This window comes from Aquabacter sp. L1I39, assembly GCF_017742835.1.
Classification (GTDB): domain Bacteria; phylum Pseudomonadota; class Alphaproteobacteria; order Rhizobiales; family Xanthobacteraceae; genus L1I39.
Map to the genome: position 1 here is coordinate 3,171,133 of NZ_CP072392.1, position 17,639 is coordinate 3,188,771.

19 protein-coding genes are annotated in these 17,639 nt (G+C 67.7%); 7 read left to right on the forward strand and 12 right to left on the reverse strand.

The features are described 5' to 3' along the window. Window positions 1-12 precede the first annotated feature (12 nt). From J5J86_RS14280 to J5J86_RS24560, 10 genes are all read right to left on the reverse strand, one after another. A complete protein-coding gene (locus J5J86_RS14280) occupies window positions 13-2,139 on the reverse strand; it encodes a molybdopterin-containing oxidoreductase family protein (protein ID WP_209099081.1) in 2,127 nt (708 codons plus the stop codon). A gap of 72 nt (window positions 2,140-2,211) precedes the next feature. Continuing rightward, window positions 2,212-2,946, reverse strand: coding sequence for a TerC family protein (locus J5J86_RS14285; protein WP_209099083.1), 735 nt, complete (start codon window positions 2,944-2,946; stop codon window positions 2,212-2,214). A 171-nt stretch (window positions 2,947-3,117) separates the two neighbouring features. Then, the gene (locus J5J86_RS14290; RefSeq protein WP_209105399.1) at window positions 3,118-3,813 is read right to left on the reverse strand and encodes a TerC family protein; all 696 of its coding nucleotides are present in this window, start codon (window positions 3,811-3,813) and stop codon (window positions 3,118-3,120) included. 430 nt (window positions 3,814-4,243) lie between these two features. After that, window positions 4,244-4,666 (reverse strand): nucleoside-diphosphate kinase, encoded by a 423-nt coding sequence (gene ndk / locus J5J86_RS14295; RefSeq protein ID WP_209099085.1) that lies wholly within the window; start codon window positions 4,664-4,666, stop codon window positions 4,244-4,246. 138 nt (window positions 4,667-4,804) lie between these two features. Next, window positions 4,805-5,281, reverse strand: coding sequence for a MaoC family dehydratase (locus J5J86_RS14300; protein WP_209099087.1), 477 nt, complete (start codon window positions 5,279-5,281; stop codon window positions 4,805-4,807). After that, on the reverse strand, window positions 5,278-5,742 hold the full coding sequence (locus tag J5J86_RS14305) for a MaoC family dehydratase (protein WP_247657608.1): 465 nt from the start codon (window positions 5,740-5,742) through the stop codon (window positions 5,278-5,280). Before J5J86_RS14305 ends, J5J86_RS14300 begins: the two co-directional genes overlap by 4 nt. A gap of 81 nt (window positions 5,743-5,823) precedes the next feature. Then, window positions 5,824-6,921 (reverse strand): redox-regulated ATPase YchF, encoded by a 1,098-nt coding sequence (ychF, locus tag J5J86_RS14310; protein WP_209099098.1) that lies wholly within the window; start codon window positions 6,919-6,921, stop codon window positions 5,824-5,826. A 159-nt stretch (window positions 6,922-7,080) separates the two neighbouring features. Beyond that, window positions 7,081-7,689 carry an aminoacyl-tRNA hydrolase gene (gene pth, locus J5J86_RS14315; protein ID WP_209099100.1) on the reverse strand — a complete coding sequence of 203 codons (609 nt, stop codon included), beginning with the start codon at window positions 7,687-7,689 and terminating at the stop codon, window positions 7,081-7,083. 24 nt (window positions 7,690-7,713) lie between these two features. Beyond that, the gene (locus J5J86_RS14320; protein ID WP_209099102.1) at window positions 7,714-8,316 is read right to left on the reverse strand and encodes a 50S ribosomal protein L25/general stress protein Ctc; all 603 of its coding nucleotides are present in this window, start codon (window positions 8,314-8,316) and stop codon (window positions 7,714-7,716) included. A 177-nt stretch (window positions 8,317-8,493) separates the two neighbouring features. Further along, entirely contained in the window at window positions 8,494-8,619 is a 126-nt protein-coding gene (locus J5J86_RS24560; RefSeq protein WP_256437020.1) for a hypothetical protein, read from the reverse strand. A 175-nt stretch (window positions 8,620-8,794) separates the two neighbouring features. Here J5J86_RS24560 and J5J86_RS14325 point away from each other — a divergent pair, with 175 nt between their 5' ends. The 3 genes from J5J86_RS14325 to J5J86_RS14335 are packed head-to-tail and all read left to right on the forward strand — an operon-like array spanning window position 8,795 to window position 11,430. After that, window positions 8,795-9,799, forward strand: a complete 1,005-nt coding sequence (locus J5J86_RS14325; RefSeq protein ID WP_209099104.1) for an ABC transporter substrate-binding protein — start codon at window positions 8,795-8,797, stop codon at window positions 9,797-9,799. A 4-nt stretch (window positions 9,800-9,803) separates the two neighbouring features. Further along, on the forward strand, window positions 9,804-10,631 hold the full coding sequence (locus J5J86_RS14330) for an ABC transporter ATP-binding protein (protein WP_247657610.1): 828 nt from the start codon (window positions 9,804-9,806) through the stop codon (window positions 10,629-10,631). After that, entirely contained in the window at window positions 10,612-11,430 is an 819-nt protein-coding gene (locus tag J5J86_RS14335; RefSeq protein ID WP_247657612.1) for an ABC transporter permease, read from the forward strand. Before J5J86_RS14330 ends, J5J86_RS14335 begins: the two co-directional genes overlap by 20 nt. 10 nt (window positions 11,431-11,440) lie before the next feature. Here the strand turns inward: J5J86_RS14335 and J5J86_RS14340 are convergent, their stop codons facing one another. Then, window positions 11,441-13,615: a primosomal protein N' gene (locus J5J86_RS14340; RefSeq protein WP_209099107.1), complete on the reverse strand. Its 2,175-nt coding sequence runs from the start codon at window positions 13,613-13,615 to the stop codon at window positions 11,441-11,443. A 151-nt stretch (window positions 13,616-13,766) separates the two neighbouring features. On the opposite strand from J5J86_RS14340, the gene obgE reads away from it, so the two are divergent. The 4 genes from obgE to proB all read left to right on the forward strand — a co-directional run bounded on the left by obgE (window position 13,767) and on the right by proB (window position 16,760). After that, window positions 13,767-14,804, forward strand: coding sequence for a GTPase ObgE (obgE, locus tag J5J86_RS14345; protein ID WP_209099109.1), 1,038 nt, complete (start codon window positions 13,767-13,769; stop codon window positions 14,802-14,804). Window positions 14,805-14,842: 38 nt separating this feature from the next. Next, complete coding sequence (locus J5J86_RS14350; protein WP_209099111.1) at window positions 14,843-15,115, forward strand: type II toxin-antitoxin system VapB family antitoxin; 273 nt, start codon at window positions 14,843-14,845, stop codon at window positions 15,113-15,115. Continuing rightward, complete coding sequence (locus J5J86_RS14355; RefSeq protein WP_209099113.1) at window positions 15,112-15,501, forward strand: type II toxin-antitoxin system VapC family toxin; 390 nt, start codon at window positions 15,112-15,114, stop codon at window positions 15,499-15,501. The genes J5J86_RS14350 and J5J86_RS14355 overlap by 4 nt, the downstream gene beginning before the upstream one ends. A 128-nt stretch (window positions 15,502-15,629) precedes the next feature. Further along, window positions 15,630-16,760, forward strand: coding sequence for a glutamate 5-kinase (proB, locus tag J5J86_RS14360; RefSeq protein WP_209099115.1), 1,131 nt, complete (start codon window positions 15,630-15,632; stop codon window positions 16,758-16,760). Window positions 16,761-16,765: 5 nt separating this feature from the next. On the opposite strand, the gene J5J86_RS14365 is transcribed toward proB, so the two are convergent. Then, entirely contained in the window at window positions 16,766-17,614 is an 849-nt protein-coding gene (locus J5J86_RS14365) for an FG-GAP repeat domain-containing protein (RefSeq protein ID WP_209099117.1), read from the reverse strand. Between the last annotated feature and the right edge of the window lie 25 nt (window positions 17,615-17,639).

Sequence of the window (17,639 nt, forward strand, 5' to 3'; positions counted from 1 at the left end):
CGTACCGGCGGGTCACGCCGGGATCGCCTCCGCCGCGATCTTGCGCAGGCGCACGCGATTGTCGTGGAAGGCGGCGCCGCCCACCGGCGCCACCGGGTCCGCGCCGGTGAGCGTATTGATACCCCGCCCGCCCGCATGGGCGCCGTTGGGGTGGATCTGCTCGGCCACCACCACGCCGCGCCGCAGCCCGTCAAACAGCCGCGCCTCCAATTCCACGCACCCCCGGGGATTGGACACCTCCACCCGGTCGCCTTGGGCGATTTCGAGCGTGGCGGCATCCTCCGGGTGAATGAGAAGGCTCGGGCCCCCCTCCCGCTTCTGCGAGGTGGGGGTCTGGTTGAAGGTGGAATTGAGAAAATTGCGGGCCGGCGCCGTCACCAAGCGGAAGGGATGCTCAGGCGTCGCCTCCTCGATCACCGCCCAATGGTCCGGCAGTTCGGGCATCTGGTCGTAGGGTCCGAACCGGCCGGGGGCGGGGAAGGGCACCTTGGTCCAATCCGGCTTCAGGTGGAAGCGCCCGTCCCGATGGCCGAAGCCCTTCAGATAATGCGCGGTCTCGAAGTCCGGCTGCACGTCGAGGAAGCGCGCGGCCTCCAGGCCATCCAGGTCGCCGCGCCCGGACTCCCGCAGGGTCCAGTCGATGATCTCGCGCGGCGTCATGGCAAAGCCGGGATGCTCGGCGTCCAGCCGCGCGGCCAGCGCCGCGATGACATCGTGGTTGGAGCGGCATTCGCCCGGCGGCTCCACAAGCTTCGGGCCGAGCAGAATGTGCTGGTGGCCACCGCTCTGGTAAAGGTCATCATGCTCGGTGAACATGGTGGCGGGCAGCACGATGTCCGCCTGCCGGGCGGTCTCGGTGAGGAAATGCTCGTGCACGGCCACGAACAGGTCGTCCCGGGCGAACCCGCGCTTCACCCGCTCCTGCTCGGGGGCAACGCTCATGGGATTGGTGTTCTGGATCAGCAGCGCCTTCACCGGCGGGCCGCCGGACAGCACCTCCGGGTCGCCGTTCAAAATGGCGCCTATGCGGGACTGGTCGAGCTGGCGCACGGCGGGATCCAGACGGTCGAGCCCCTCGATCAGGGTCTTCTTCAGCCGATAGATCCCGGTGTTGGAATGGAAGGCCCCGCCCCCCTCATGCTGCCAGGCCCCGCTTACCACGGGGATGGAGGCGATGGCGTGCATGTTGACCGCGCCGTTGCGGCTGCGGGAGAGGCCATAGCCAATGCGAAAATAGGCGCGCGGCGTCGCCCCCACCAGGGCGGCGAAGGCCTCGATCTCCTCCACCGACAGGCCGGTGATGGCGGCGGCCCAGGCGGGGTCGCGGGTCTTCAGGTGCGCTTCCAGCGCCTGCGCGTCGCGGGCATAGCGCTCCAGATATGTCCGGTCGGCCCGCCCGTCGCGGAACAGGATGTGCATGACTGCGCAGGCCAGCGCCCCATCGGTGCCGGGGCGCAGCAGCAAGGGCAGGTCCGCCTGCTCCATTGTGGCGGTGCGATAGACGTCTACCACCGCGATCTTGGCGCCGCGTTCCTTGCGGGCGCGGATGGCGTGGGTCATCACATTGACCTGGGTCGCAACCGCATTGGTGCCCCAGATCACCACCAGGTCCGAGCGGCCGATCTCGCGCGGGTCGGCGCCCGCGAGCCGGCCGGTGCCGGCCATGTAACCGCTCCAGGCGGGATTGACGCAGATGCTGGAGAAGAAGCGGGAATAGCCCTTGGCATGGGTCAGACGATTGATGCCGTCGCGCATCACCAGCCCCATGGTGCCGGCATAGAAATAGGGCCACACGGATTGGGCACCGAAATCGCGCTCGGCGGCCGTCAGGCCCTGCGCGATGCGGTCGAGCGCCTCGTCCCAGGAGATGGGTGTGAACTGGGTGGAGCCCTTGGGGCCGGTGCGGCGCAGCGGGCTGAGCAGGCGGTCGGGATGATGGGCGCGCTCGGCATAGCGGGCCACTTTCGCGCAGATCACGCCCGCCGTGTAGGAATTGTCGGCGGCGCCCCGCACGCGGCCGATCCGGCCGTCCTCCAGCACCTCCACTTCGAGAGCGCAGGTGGAGGGGCAATCATGAGGGCAGACCGAGGGACGGAGGGCGCGGCCGGAGACCGCGCCGGGGGAAACGTGGGACGTCATGCGCGAAGCAACTCCTTCGCGCCTTTATAGCATCCCCGCGCCGGTCCGGCGCGGGGATGTCGGGACGCCAGATCAGGCGGCCTGCGCCCGGTGCCGGGACCGCAGCACATAGCCGATGGTCACCACCACGATGGCGCCGATGGTGCTCGCCAGATAGTGGGGCAGGTCGGCCGGCTTGACTCCCGTGGGCGCCTCTGCATCCGCCTTGACCCAGGTCGGATCGAAGCCCTGGAGCCACTGCAGGGACATCACGTCCGAAACCAGCATCTCGCCGGCAATCCAGCCCAGCAGCGCCGCGCCGGCCCACACCAGAATGGGGAAGCGGGTCAGGAGGGCCATCACCAGCTGCGAGCCGGCAATGATCAGCGGGATGGTCAGCAGAAGGCCGAAGATGAACAGCTCGGGATGGCCGCGCGAGGCTGCCGCGATGGCCACCACATTGTCGAGGCTCATGACGGCGTCGGCGATGGCGATGGTGCGCACCGCCTTCCACAGGCTGTCGGAGGCTTCCACCTCATGGGCATCGCCCTCGCTGTCGGTCACGAGCTTGACGGCGATCCACAGCAGCAGCAGGCCGCCGACCACCTTCAAGAAGGGAACGCCCAGCAGGTAGGACACCACGAGGGCAAAAATGATGCGCAGGCCAACCGCCGCGCCGGCGCCGAGCAGGATGCCCCACCGCCGCTGCTTCGCGGGCAGGGAGCGGCAGGCGAGCGCGATCACCACCGCATTGTCGCCGGAGAGCAGCAGGTCGATCCAGATGATCTGGAGCAATGAGAGCCAGAAGGTGGGAGAGCTGAAGTCCATGCTATGTCCTCGTGTGACGTGGCTCCGGGGGAAGGCGGAGCGTGTCGACGACCTCAGGGTGGTTTGATATTGACGTAAGGGAATACTTTGACTGCCCTTACGTATTACCTTGCGTAATGATGGGGGTAAAGAAAAAGGGGGCTGGGCATGCCCCCTTTTGTGGTTTTTGGGTCAGGCCTGTTCGGCCTTGGCCTTGCGCATGCGCCCGACGGTGTAGGACGTGCCGACCACCAGCAGGGCGCAGATGGCGGCAGCCGGATAGGCCCAGTGCTCGGCCATCTCAAGCCCGCCCATCAGGTCCACCACCGCGGCGTCGGAGACCAGCATTTCGCCGGCCACCCAGCCGAGGAGGGCCGCGCCTGCCCACACCAGCAGGGGGAAGCGGTCCAGCACCGCCATCACCAGCGAACTCCCGGCCACGATCAGCGGAATGGAGATGGCCAGGCCGAGGCCCAGCAGCAGCCAGCTGCCATTGGCGACGGCGGCTACCGCCACCACATTGTCGAGGCTCATGACGATGTCCGCCACCGCCACGGTGCCGACCGCCTTCCACAGGCTGTCGCTAGCCTGGACGTGATCATCGCCATCCTCGTTCGGAAGCGCCAGGTCCACGGCGATCCACATGAGGGCAAGCGAGCCCACCAGCTTCAGCCAGGGCAGGGCCAGCAGCGTGGCGACGATGCCGGTGAAGAGGATGCGCAGCCCGACGGCGACGCCCGCGCCCATGACGATGCCCCATTTGCGGGCACGGTCCGGAAGCTGGCGGCAGGCCATGGCGATGACCACCGCATTGTCGCCCGACAGCAATATGTTGATCCAGATGATCTGAAGCAGCGCCAGCCACAGCGCCGGAGAGTCAATTGACATCATTCCCCATCCTTGATCCGCGAGTCCTGAGGGCGTCTTGCGTCTGGTGCTTCTGGTGCGCCGTATTATGCATGCCCGAGGGGAAGCTAATCGACGTCCCGGAGCGTCTCAACCAAAACCGGTCACCGCGCCGCGCCAAAAGATGATGCGGTGCAATCGCTGAAGTAAAAAGGTCTGTCCCGGTCCGGCCACCTGGTGGGCGAACGCGACGCCGTCTTTGAATACAGCAAGGTCGTCTGCATCACGGGGGGCTGCGGAAATGGTCGCCCGGCGCCGCACCGGATGCCTTCAGGGGCGTGTCGCCCCGGTATCGGCCGGGCGTATCATCCCATCTCAAGACAGGAACCGCCGCGTGCCGGGAAGGATCCCCATCCCGGACGCGGCGCCTGAGCGGCGGCCGGCCCGGTGAGGGGCGCGCCCGCCGTTGCGTTCAGCCGACGATCTCGTTGCCGGCGAAGAACTGGGCGATCTCCACCTGCGCGTTCTCGACGCTGTCGGAACCGTGGGCGGAATTGGCCTCGATGGATTCCGCGAACAGCTTGCGGATGGTGCCTTCGGCCGCATTGGCCGGGTTGGTGGCGCCCATGACTTCGCGATACTTGGCGACCGCGTCCTCACCCTCGAGGACCTGCACCACCACCGGACCGGAGGTCATGAAGGACACGAGGTCCTTGAAGAAGGGACGCTCGCGGTGCACGCCGTAGAAGGTCTCGGCCTGGGCCTGCGTCATCAGCACGCGCTTCTGCGCCACGATCCGGAGGCCGGCCTTTTCGATCACCGCATTGATCGCGCCGGTAAGGTTGCGACGCGTCGCGTCGGGTTTGATGATCGAGAAGGTGCGCTCGATCGCCATGATGACCGTCCTGTCTGTAAATTCCAAGGAATGCCCGCACCCATGCGCGGACGGGCGCTCTTAGCAGCCAAGTCCCCTGGCGGCAAGCTGCGCGGGGGCCATGGGCCGCTCTTTGAGGAGGGCGCCCCATGGCAGGGGTCAGCCGGGCTGGCGCTGGAGGAAGACCATGCTCTCGAAATCAAACACCAGCGCGCCGTCCTGATTGACCGCGCTATTATAGGCGGTCAGCAGACCGAAGCTCGGGCGGGATTTCGATACCGCCTTCTCTCGCGCCTCGGTGGAATAGGTGAGGGTGTCGCCCGCATAGACCGGCTTCAGCCAGCGCATCTTGCGAAAGCCGGGGGAGGGGCCGAGTACCGGCACCGGCTGCCCGTTGGCGACGCGCTCGGCAACGTGGCGCTCGTTGAAGGCGACGAACAGCTTCATCCACACCGCTGCCGTCTGCCAGCCAGAGGCCACCAGGGCGCCGAAATGGGTGCGTTCGGCCGCCTCGGGGTCCACATGGAAGGACTGGGGATCATATTTTCGGGCGAAGGCCAGAATATCGTCCTGCTCGAACCGATAGGATCCAAGCTCCTGCCGCTCGCCGATTTCGATCTCGTCGAGGAATTTCATGCGAGGCGTGCTCCCGGGTTGCGGCGGGCGAACAGGACCACGCAGGTTTGCTCGCAGGCGACCCCGCCCTTGGCCTTCACCAGTTCCAGCTTGAACGTTACGAGGCCCATGTCCGGGCGGCTCTTGGAGGTGCGGCTGTCGGTGACAGTGCGGCGCAGATGCACCTCGTCATTGGGGAAGACCGGCTCGCGCCAGCGCGTTGCTTCGATGCCCGGAGAGCCGAGACCGGCGGCGCGGCACAGGAAGCTGTCGAACAGGAGCCGCATCATGATGGCGCAGGTGTGCCAGCCGGAGGCGGCGAGGCCGCCCAGCATGGACGCCTTTCCGGCGGCGTCGTCCAGATGCATGGGCTGCGGGTCGTATTCCCGCGCGAATTCAAGGATTTCTTCGCGGGTGACGATGGTGGGGGCGGACGTCTTAACGTCGCCCTCCACAAGGTCTTCCCAATAAATGTCGGGCAAATGGGCCTCCCGGTTTCTCCCTTGCGTCATTGGGGAGGAAGCCGGGGGGCCGGTCAAGGCGTCACGGTGTCGAGGCGCGGCTCAGTTGGCGAACCGGAAGTGCAGGACGTCGCCGTCCTGGACCACATAGTCCTTGCCTTCGAGCCGCAGCCGCCCCGCCTCGCGCGCGCCGGCCTCCCCCTTGTTCTGCACATAGTCCTGGAAGGCGATGGTCTCGGCGCGGATGAAGCCCTTCTCGAAATCCGAGTGGATCACCCCCGCCGCCGCCGGCGCCCGGGTGCCCCGGGTGATGGTCCAGGCGCGGGCTTCCTTGGGGCCGACGGTGAAATAGGTGACGAGGTGCAGGAGGTCATAGCCGGCGCGGATGACGCGGTTGAGGCCAGGCTCCTCAAGGCCGATGGCGTCCAGATAGTCCTTCTGGTCGTCGGGAGGCAGGACCGCAATCTCGCTCTCGATCTTGGCGGACACCACCACCGCCTTGGCGCCCTCGGCGGCCGCGCGGGCGAAGACGGCGGCGGACAGCGAATTGCCGTCGTGCGCCGAGGCCTCTTCCACGTTGCACACATAGAGCACGGGCTTGGCGGTCATCAGGCCCAGCATGCCGAAGGCGCGCTCTTCCTCGGGCTTGCGCTCCACGAGGCGCGCGGGCTTGCCCTCGCGCAGCAGCACCAAGGCGCGCTGCATGAGGTCGAGGCTTTCCTTGGCTTCCTTGTCGCCGCCCTTGGCCTTCTTTTCCAGCGCGGTGGCGCGCTTTTCCAGGCTGTCCAGGTCGGCGAGCATCAGCTCGGTCTCGATGGTCTCGATATCGTCCACCGGAGAGATCTTGCCCTCCACATGGGTCACGTCACCGTCCTCGAAGCAGCGCACCACGTGGGCGATGGCGTCGCATTCGCGGATATTGGCCAGGAACTGGTTGCCCAGGCCTTCGCCCCGGGAGGCGCCACGCACCAGGCCGGCAATGTCCACGAAGGTGAGGCGGGTGGGGATGATCTGGCCCGAGCCGGCAATGGCGGCCAGCGTGTCCAGGCGCGGATCGGGCACCGCCACCTCGCCCACATTGGGCTCGATGGTGCAGAAGGGATAATTGGCCGCCTGCGCCGCCGCGGTCTGGGTAAGGGCGTTGAAGAGCGTCGACTTGCCCACGTTCGGCAGGCCGACGATGCCGCATTTGAAGCCCATGCTCTGCAATCTCTCAAGGACAGGAGGCCGGCGCGCGGCTCCGATGGGGGACCGGAAGCGATGCGGCGGCGGGTTGGGGGCTCCCTATCACATCGCAAGCAGCGACGGGACAGGGGGATGGGGAAAAAGCATGTGGGCGCGCGAGGCGCGGCGCCGCACTCAGTCCTTCGCGCCCAGCACCGTCTGCCCGCCGAAGCCCTGGGCTTCGAGGTAAAGGTGGGCACGGTTCTGGAATTCCTCGGGCTTGCCGGCGGCGAACTGGTCGGCAAAATCGGCGCTGGCGGTGCACACCGCCTCCACCCACGGCCGCTCGGCCTTGCCGAAGTCGTTCAGCACATAGGCATGCACCAGCGCCTTGTCGCCGGGATGGCCGATGCCGAGCCGCACGCGCCAATACTCGTTGCCGCAGAGCGCCGTGATGGATTTCAGGCCGTTATGGCCGGCATTGCCGCCGCCCTTCTTCACCCGCACCTTGGCGGGGGGCAGGTCCAGCTCGTCATGGAAGACAATGACCTTGTCGAGGGGGATCTTGTAGAAGCGCATGGCCTCGGCCACGGCGCGCCCGCTCTCGTTCATGAAGGTCTCGGGCAGGAGGGCAATGGCCTTCTCGCCGCCCATCTCACCCTCGCAGGCCGCGCCCTGGAAGCGCCGGCGCCAGGCGGAGAAGCGATGGCGGCGGACAATCGCGTCCACCGCCATGAAGCCGATATTATGCCGGTTGCCGGCATATTTTGGGCCGGGATTGCCGAGCCCCACGAGGAGGAGCATGCGTCAACTCCGGCCCGGTTCCGCTCACGCGGTCGCGGCGGCAGCGGCTTCCTCGGCCTCGAGGGCAGCGGGCGCCACGATGGTGGCGAGGGTGTCGTCGCCGTGCAGCGCGGAGACCACGCCCTCGGGCAGCTTCACGCCGGACAGGTGGATGCTGTCGCCGATCTCAAGGCCGGTGACGTCCACATTGATGGCCTCGGGGATGGCTTCCGCCGGGGCGTCCAGGGTCACGGCATGGTGCACGATGTTGAGCACGCCGCCGGCCTTCAGGCCAGGAGAGGCTTCCTGGTTCACGAAGTGCACGGGCACTTCGACGGTCACATGAGCGCCAGCGGAAACCCGCAGGAAGTCCACGTGCAGCGGAAGGTCCTTCACCGGGTCGAGCTGGTAGTCACGCGGGATCACGCGCAGCTTCTTTCCGTCCACGTCGATGAGGAAGAGCGTGGTCAGGAAGTGGCCGGCATAGATCGTCCGGGTGATCTCCTTGTGCTCCAGGGAGATGGTGATGGGGTCCTGCTTCTCGCCGTAAATCACGGCGGGCACGCGTCCAGCGCGGCGCTCGGCACGGGCGGCCCCCTTGCCGGCCCGCGGGCGCGCCACAGCCTTCAGTTCCTTGATGGCGGTCATGGCACTTGTCCTAGGTTAAAGGGTTCTCTAACGGCCGACGGCCGCTCTCGCGGCCGTCCGGCTTTCGCCCGTGGCACGCCTCCAGGGGGGCGCATGCCTCGGCGAAGGCGCGCTTATAGCCTTCGATTCCTTCAATTGCAACGGCCGCACACCCGTCTGGGGGGCGGCGAGGGTCGACTATTGCGCGACCGGGCCGCCGCAGGTCTTGGGCGGGGTGTATTTGAACCAGTTGCCGCACTTGTCGCAGGAGGCGGCGCTGAGGCCGAGCGCAATCACGACGGCGATCCGAACCAAGCTGCGCACCGGCAAATCCCCTCACGCATTGAGGCCCGCAGGATAGGGGCAAACCGAGCTTATGAACATGGGGCGGTGCATCTGAAACAACAAAATTATATCGTTAATTATCTAAAAGCACAAAATAAATTGACTCTATCGATTTTATGGAAATTATCTCCGCAACCTGCCGCGGAGCCTGTTCATGCGCAAAGCCGTCCTTCTTGCCCTCGCCCTCCTCCTACCGCCCGCCGCCCTCGGAGCTCCGACACCGGCCCGTGCCGAGACCGGCCAGTTGCGGATCGCCCAGCAGTTCGGCATCGCCTATCTGCCGCTCATCGTCGCCAAGGAGAAAAAGCTCATCGAGGCGCGGGCGCTGGCGGACGGCGTTCCTGACCTGAAGGTGGAATGGCTGCGGCTCTCCGGCGCGGCGGCCATGAACGATTCGCTGATTTCCGGCGGTCTCGATCTCGCCACCGCCGGCATCGCGCCGGCCATCCTCACCTGGGACAAGACGCGCGGGAAGGTGGACATCTCGCTGGTGGCCTCGCTCGGCTCCATGCCCAACGTGCTCACCACCAACAATCCCAATGTGAAGACCATCAAGGACTTCACCGCCTCCGACCGGATCGCGCTGCCATCGGTAAAGGTGGGCTTCCAGCCCATCGTGTTGCAGATCGCCGCCGAGAAGGCGTTCGGCAAATACGACAAGCTGGACGACCTCACCGTCAGCCTGCCCCATCCCGATGCCACCGCCGCGCTTCTGTCCGGGACCGGGGGCATCACCGCCCACTTCACCGCGCCGCCCTTCTATGAGCAACAGCTGGCGAGCGGGAAGGTGCACGAGGTGCTCAACAGCTATGACGTGCTAGGCGGGCCGCACACCTTCAACGTGGTCTATGCCACCAAGAAGTTCGTGACCGACAATCCCAAGGTCATAAGGGCCTTCGTCGAGGCCCTCGATGAAGCCAATGCCTGGATCAAGGCCAATCCGGCGGAGGCGGCCAAGCTCTACATCGCGGCCGAGAATTCCAAGCTGGACCCGGCTTTCGTGGAGAGCATCATCCGCGATCCGCAGATCAATTTCACCACCACGCCGGAGCGGGTCGAGGCTTTCGTGGACTTCGAGTACCGCGTCGGCCTCATCAAGCAGAAGCCGAGCTGGAAGGACCTGTTCCAGCCGGGCCTCCACGCCAAGAGCGGGAGCTGAGGCGGTGCACAGTCCCTTAGGGGTCGGCGCGTCCAGCGCGGTGCCGCTCGCCGTGTCCAGCGTCACCTTGCGCTACCGCACCCAAGCCGGGCTCGTCACGGCGGTGGAGGATGTCTCCTTCTCCATCGGCCGGGGCGAGCGGCTGGCGCTGCTGGGCCCCTCGGGCTGCGGCAAGTCGAGCCTGTTGCGGGCGGTGGGCGGCTTCCTGAAGCCGGAGGCCGGCAGCATCCGCCTCAATGGCGCGCCCGTGCGTGGCCCCGGCCCGGACCGCATGGTGGTGTTCCAGGAGTTCGACCAGCTCATGCCGTGGCTGACGGTGGCCGGCAATGTGGTGTTCGCGCTCCGCAAGGCCCGGCGCATGGGCAAGGATGAGGCCCGGAGGGTGGCCCTCGACTGGGTCAGGCGCGTGGGGCTCGGGCCGTTTGCCGATGCCTTTCCCCATACCTTGTCGGGCGGCATGAAGCAGCGGGAGGCCATCGCCCGTGCCTTTGCCGTGCAGCCGGCCATCCTGCTGATGGACGAGCCCTTCGCCGCCCTTGATGCCCTGTCCCGCCGGCGCATGCAGGATGAATTGCTGGCGCTGTGCGAGGAAACCGGCGCGACCGCCCTGTTCGTCACCCATGCCATCGAGGAAGCGGTGCATGTGGGCACGCGCATCCTCGTGCTCTCCCCCCATCCCGGCCGCATCGCCGCTGAATATGATGTGGCGGGGGAGGCGGGGCGTCGCGGCACCGCCCAGTTTGCTGCCCTCGAAGCGGAAATCCAGTCTCGCATCTTCGCCGGCAATGTCCCGCGCGAAGGGAAGGCCGACCATGCACTCGCGCACGCTTGAAGCCGCTGCCCCAGCCGGGCGGGCACCCCTGGCCCTCGGCCCCGGCGCGCGGCAGGCCATTCTCCTGGTGGTGCTGGCCGCCCTCTGGGAGGCCTATGCCCGCTCTCTCAACAATTCCCTGCTGCTGCCCAGCTTCATCGAGACCCTCCAGGCCCTGGTGACGGCGACGCTGAACGGCGAATTGCCCGGGCGGACCGTGGCGTCCCTGTCGGTGCTCTTGTCGGGCTATGGCATCGGCATCGTGCTGGCGGCCCTCATCACCGGGCTCGCCGCCTTGAGCAAATGGGGCGAGAGCCTGCTGACCCTCCTCACTTCCATGTTCAACCCGCTCCCGGCCATCGCCCTTCTGCCCATCGCCTTGCTGTGGTTCGGCGTCGGCTCGTCGAGCCTCATCTTCGTGACCGTCCATGCGGTGCTGTGGCCGCTGGCCCTGTCGTGCCATGCGGGCTTCCGGGCGGTGCCGCAGACCTTGCGCATGGCCGCGCGAAACCTGGGCCTTGCCGGGCCGTCTTATGTCTTCACCTTGCTGGTGCCGGCGGCGCTGCCTTCCATCCTGTCCGGCCTGAGGCTGGGCTGGGCGTTTGCCTGGCGCACGCTCATTGCGGCCGAGATGGTGTTTGGCGCCAGCGCGCGCTCCGGGGGCCTCGGCTGGTTCATCTTCACCAACCGGGCACAACTGGACACCGCCAATGTCTTTGCCGGCCTGCTGGCGGTGATCCTCATCGGCCTCGTGGTGGAAACCGTCATCTTCGCCACCCTGACCCGCCTCACCGTGCGGCGCTGGGGACAGGAGAGCTAAGGGGCGCCCCTTACAAGAAGGTCATCGGGTCCACGTCGATGGTCACCTTCACATTGCCGGTGGGCTTGGGCGCCGCCGCCCGCCAGGCGCGAAGATAGGCCGAGAGGTCATAGCCGCGCGGCGAGCGGGCCAGCAGCCGCCAGCGGTGGCGCCCGCGCAGGATCGCCAGGGGCGCTTCTGCGGGCCCCAGGACGCGCACGTCCCGGTCGCGCGGGGCACTGGCCAGCAGCGCCCGGGCATGGGCTTCCGCCGCCTGGGCCTCGCTCGCCGAGATAATGAGGCTGGCGAGCCGTCCGAAGGGGGGCAACTGGGCCTCTTCCCGCGCCGCGATCTCGTTTTCATAGAAGGCCGCGCGGTCGCCCTTCACCAGCGCCTGCATGACCGGATGCTCGGGCATATGGGTCTGGATGAAGCCGCGTCCCTCCGCCGCGCCGCGCCCCGCCCGCCCCGCCACCTGATGCACCAGTTGGAAGGTGCGCTCGGCCGCGCGGGGGTCGCCATGGCCGAGGCCCACATCCGCATCCACCACCCCCACCAGGGCAAGGCCGGGGAAATTGTGCCCCTTGGCCACCAATTGGGTGCCGACGATCACATCCACCTCGCCATTGGCCACCGCATCCAGCTCCGCCCGCATGCGCTCGATGCCGCCGGTGAGGTCGGAGGAGAGCACCAGAGAGCGCGCGTCCGGGAACAGTGCCGCCACCTCCTCTTGCAGTCGCTCCACGCCGGGGCCGCAGGGGATGAGGCTGTCCTTGGCCTGGCAGCTGGGGCAAGTGTCCGGCACCGGGGCTTGATAGCCGCAATGATGGCAGGTGAGGCGGCGGCGGAAGCGGTGCTCCACCAGCCAGGCCGAGCAGGAGGGGCAGCGCATGCGATGCCCGCAGCTGCGGCACAAGGTGAGCGGGGCATAGCCGCGCCGGTTGAGGAACAGCAGTGCCTGCCCGCCATCCTCCAGGGTCTGGTTGATCTCGCTTTCCAGGCGCGGGGCGATCCAGCGGCCGCGCGGCGGGCCTTCGCGCCTGAGATCAATCGGCGCAAGGCCCGGCACCTTGGCGCCGCCGAAGCGCTCCGGCAGAGGCAGGCGGCGATAGCGCCCGCGCCGTGCATTCACCTCGGTCTCGATGGAGGGGGTCGCGGAGGTCAGCACGATGGGCGCCCCGGCGAGCCGCGCCCGCACCACCGCCATGTCGCGGGCATGGTAGGCGACGCCGTCATCCTGCTTGTAGGCGGGGTCGTGCTCCTCATCGACGATGATGAGGGCGAGGTCCTTGAAGGGCAGGAACAAAGCCGAGCGCGCGCCCGCCACCACCTGCGCCTCGCCGCGCGCCACCGCCGAGAGCAGGCGCGCGCGGCGGCGGGTGGAGACGCCCGAATGCCATTCCGCCGGCTTCACGCCGAAGCGGCGGGTGAAGCGGTCGAGAAAGGCCTGGGTGAGGGCGATTTCCGGCAGCAGGATGAGGCATTGCCGACCTTGCCGCACCGCTTCCGCCACCGCCTCGAAATAGACCTCCGTCTTGCCGGAGCCGGTGACGCCGTCCAGGAGATGGGGCGCGAAGGCGCGCGCGTCCACGGCCGCCGTCAGGATCTGAGCCACACCCGCCTGCTCGGGCGAGAGGGTGGGGGCGGCATGATCGGGATCGGGGGGATAGGCGGCGGGCTCGGGCGGCAAAACGAGGGATTCCAGCACGCCCTCGTCCACGAGCCCGTCCACCACAGAGGGCGAGACGCCCGCCTCCCGCGCCGCCTCGCTCTTGCCGCGCACGAAGCCATCAGCCAGCACCGCCAGCAGCTTCTCCCGCGCCGCCGAGCGGCGGATGGGGTCCTTACCGGTGGGCCGCACGCCCACGCGCTCGCGCGCTTCGCCCGGGCTCTCCCCATGGCGCAGCGCCATGCGCAGCACCATGCCGCGGGGGGCAAGGGTATAGTCCGCCATCCAGTCAATGAGGCGGATGAGGTCGGGCGGCAGCGGCTCATAGGCGAGCTTGGCCTTCACCGCCTTCAGCTTGGCCGAGGCCACACCCTGGCTCTCACCCTTGCGTGGCCAGACGCAGCCGATCATGCCGCGTGATCCCAGCGGCACATGGACGAGATCGCCGGGCTTCAGGTCGAGCCCGTCGGGGACGGCATAGGAATAGGGAACGTCGAGGCCGAGCGGGAGCAGGACATCGACGGTGCGGGCGCTCATGTTCCTCTTTTGATCCGGCGGCGGGAAAAGGTCAAAGGGGCGGGATGCCCGGTCCACTGTTGCAAACGGGCCGTCTGTCCTTGGCAAGCGGAAGGGCGGCCATGCGCAGGACACCCTTGCGTCGCGGGCCGCGCGCGTCTACCTCCAGGCCATGAAATTCCTCGATCAAGCCAAGGTCTATGTCCGGTCCGGAGATGGGGGCGCAGGGTGCGTCTCGTTCCGGCGCGAAAAGTTCATCGAGTTCGGCGGCCCCAATGGCGGGGACGGCGGACGCGGCGGCGACGTATGGATCGAATGCGTCGACGGGCTCAACACGCTCATCGACTATCGCTACCAGCAGCACTTCAAGGCCAAGAAGGGCGAGCACGGCATGGGTGCCAACCGCACCGGCGCCAAGGGCGCCGATGTGGTGCTGAAAGTGCCGGCCGGCACCCAGATCCTGGACGAAGACGAGGAGACGGTCCTCGCCGACCTCACCGAGGTGGGCCAGAGGATCAAGCTGCTGGAAGGCGGCAATGGCGGCTTCGGCAACGCCTATTTCAAGACCTCCACCAACCAGGCCCCCCGCCGGGCCAATCCGGGCCTGGAAGGCCAGGAGCGCTGGATCTGGCTGCGGCTGAAGCTGATCGCCGATGCCGGCCTCGTCGGCCTGCCCAATGCCGGCAAGAGCACGTTCCTCGCCGCAACCACGGCAGCCAAGCCCAAGATCGCCGATTATCCCTTCACCACTTTGCATCCCGGCCTTGGCGTGGTGCGGGTGGACGGGCGCGAATTCGTGCTGGCCGACATTCCCGGCCTCATCGAGGGCGCCCATGAGGGCGTCGGCATCGGCGACCGGTTCCTGGCCCATATTGAGCGTTGCCGGGCGCTGCTCCATCTGGTGGATGGCACCAGCGAGCATGCGGGCAAGGCCTACAAGACCGTGCGCGCCGAGTTGCTCGCCTATGGGGCGGGGCTGGAGGACAAGCCGGAGATCGTGGCCCTCTCCAAGATCGACGCGCTCTCCCCCGAGCTGCTGAAGCAGCAGAAGGAGCGCCTCCAGCGCGCGGCGAAGAAGAAGCCGCTTTTGCTCTCCGCCCAGTCCGGCGCCGGCGTGGAGGCGGCCCTGCGCGCCCTTCTCTCCACGGTGGAGACCGCCCGCGCCGAGGAAGAGGCCGCCGCCCGCCCGAAGGCGGAATGGCGGCCGTGAGGCACGTGTGCTAGCATCTTTTCAAAGGTAGCTAGCAGATGGCGCGACAGCTCAATATCCGAAGCGACGAGGCCGTGGAGACGGCCAAGCGCTTGGCCAAGCGACATGGTCTCACGACCACGGAAGTGGTGGTGCAGGCTCTGCGTCGACTGGAACGCGCCGACCAGCCTTCTGCGGGCCAGATGACATCCGATCAGATGGCACACTTCGAGGCACTTCTTCGGTTGTCCGAAGAGGCGGCCCGCCAAGCGCGTCCGGGCGCCACATCCGACCACCGCGACATGTATGACGAAAACGGCTTGCCCATTTGATCGCCCTGGACACATCCGCCATCGTGGCTATTGCCTTGGCGGAGGAGGAGCGCGATGCCTTCATTCGCGTCATTGCAGTTCGCGGGGCTTTGGTTGGCGCTCCCACACTGCTGGAGACACGGCTTGTGCTCTCTTCCCGCATCGCTGCACCTGACACCTTCCTTGAGGGGCTGATCGGGCAATCCGTTATTCACACCGTGGACTTTTCCCTTGATCACTACCGCCTCGCGGCGACGGCCTTTGATCGGTTCGGCAAAGGCAGAGGGCACAAGGCTGGCCTCAACTTCGGCGATTGCCTCTCCTACGCGGTAGCGCAGGCGCGTGATGTGCCTTTGCTGTTCAAGGGCCAGGACTTCGTCCACACCGACATTCGCCCCGCGCTCTGACGCGTTATGTGGCCGGATGGGATGCGCGATGACGGCGGCCCCGCCTACGGCCTGCGCATCCTCCCCTGTTCCTGACGGCCCGCTTGGAGTATCGAGACGGCCCCTGTTCCTGCCGTGAAGCTCCGACCGTGACCGTCAAGACGCCCGCCCTCACCGATTTCCGCCGCATCGTCATCAAGGTGGGGTCGGCCCTCCTGGTGGATTCCACCCGTGGCAAGGTGCGCCTGGCCTGGCTCTCCTCGCTGGTGGAGGACATCGGCGCGCTCCATGCCAAGGGCAAGGAGGTGATGGTGGTCTCCTCCGGCGCCATCGCGCTGGGGCGTACGGTTCTCGGCCTGCCGCGCGGCGTGCTGAAGCTGGAGGACAGCCAGGCTGCCGCCGCCGTTGGCCAGATCGCGCTCGCCCGCACCTGGGCCGAGGCGTTGGCCCATGAGGACATCACCGCCGGCCAGATCCTGCTGACCCTGGGCGATACTGAGGAGCGCCGCCGCTATTTGAACGCCCGCTCCACTTTGGCGCGGCTGATGGAGCACCGGGCAGTGCCGGTCATCAATGAGAATGACACGGTGGCCACCTCCGAGATCCGCTATGGCGACAATGATCGCCTCGCGGCCCGCGTCGCCACCATGGCGAGCGCCGATCTCCTGGTGCTGCTCTCCGACATTGACGGCCTCTACACCGCCCCGCCGGCCCATAATCCCGATGCCCAATTCCTGCCCGTGGTGCCCCGTATCACCGCCGAGATCGAGGCCATGGCGGGGGCGGCGGGCTCGGAGCTGTCGCGCGGCGGCATGCGCACCAAGATCGAGGCCGGCAAGATCGCCACCTCCGCCGGCACCCATATGGTGATCGCCTCCGGCCACCGGAAAAACCCGCTGCGCGCCATATCCGAGGGTGCGCGCTGCACCTGGTTCCTCACCGGCGCCACCCCCGCCCGCGCCCGCAAGGCCTGGATCGCCGGCGCGCTGGAGCCGCGCGGCGTGCTGCATCTGGACGAAGGCGCGGTGGCGGCCTTGCGGCGGGGGGCGAGCCTTCTGCCGGCGGGCGTCAAGCGCATCGAGGGGACCTTCGAGCGCGGCGACGCCGTGCTGCTGCGGGGTCCCGACGGGGCGGAGATCGGCCGCGGGCTGGTGGCCTATGACAGCGATCATGCGGACCGCATCATGGGGCGCGGCACCGACGAGATTGAGGCCCTGCTCGGCATCGTCGGCCGGGCCGAGATGATCCACCGCGACGACATGGTTGTCAGCGGAAAATAGCCGGCTCACTTTGCCCTTTCCGGCGGTGCGGGCACGCGGAGCACGTTGCCGCCGGAGAGGCCCACATCCACCACGGGGCGCCCATCCGCCCGCGTCAGCGCGAAGTTCGAGGCCGCGGGGCGCGGCAGCGGCGCCTGGCCGATCAGGTGGGGCGTGCCGCGGAACGAGATGAAGAGAAGGCGTCGCCGGTCGAGCGAGGGGACGGCGAGGTCGGTGATGCCATCGCCGTCGAAGTCAGCCGCCGCCGAAAGCCCCTGCGCGTTCAAGCCGGCCACGTGGTTGGAGACGCCTGGAAAGCTGGCGATCTCCTTCAGCTTTCCCTGGTCCAGCGTGAAGACGCGCAGCAGGCCCACCACATGGGGCTGCTGCACATAGGCCACGTCCAGCCGCCCGTCGCCGTCATAGTCGGCGATGGGAACCGGGTTCAGCCAGCGGTGCGGCGCGCCGGTGGAGGGGCCGTGTGCCACGATCTGCAACGTCTCCCCCACAAGGGCGATCACCACCAGATCGGTGCCGGTGCGGCGATGGCTGCGCACCAGGACGATCTCGTCCTGCCCGTCGCCATCGAGATCGGCGAGGCGGGGGACGCGATCCTCGAACACCTCGTTTTCCGGCAGGACGAGGCTCACCACATGCCCCTCACGCGTGCGCACCACCAGGCGGGCGGCCTCGAAATCCGCGCCCAGCACGAAATGGTCATAGCGGCCCGTGGGATCGGTGAGCCAGGCCTGCGCGATGCGTCCCGTCCCCTCGGCGACCACAGAGCCGGGCAGGGGCGCGCTTGCCTCGCCCGCCTGAGCGGGCGGCCGGGCGGCGAGGAGCAGGAACGCTAAGGCAAAAGCGGCGCGCGACATGGTGAAGTCTCCTCCGCCACGGCGT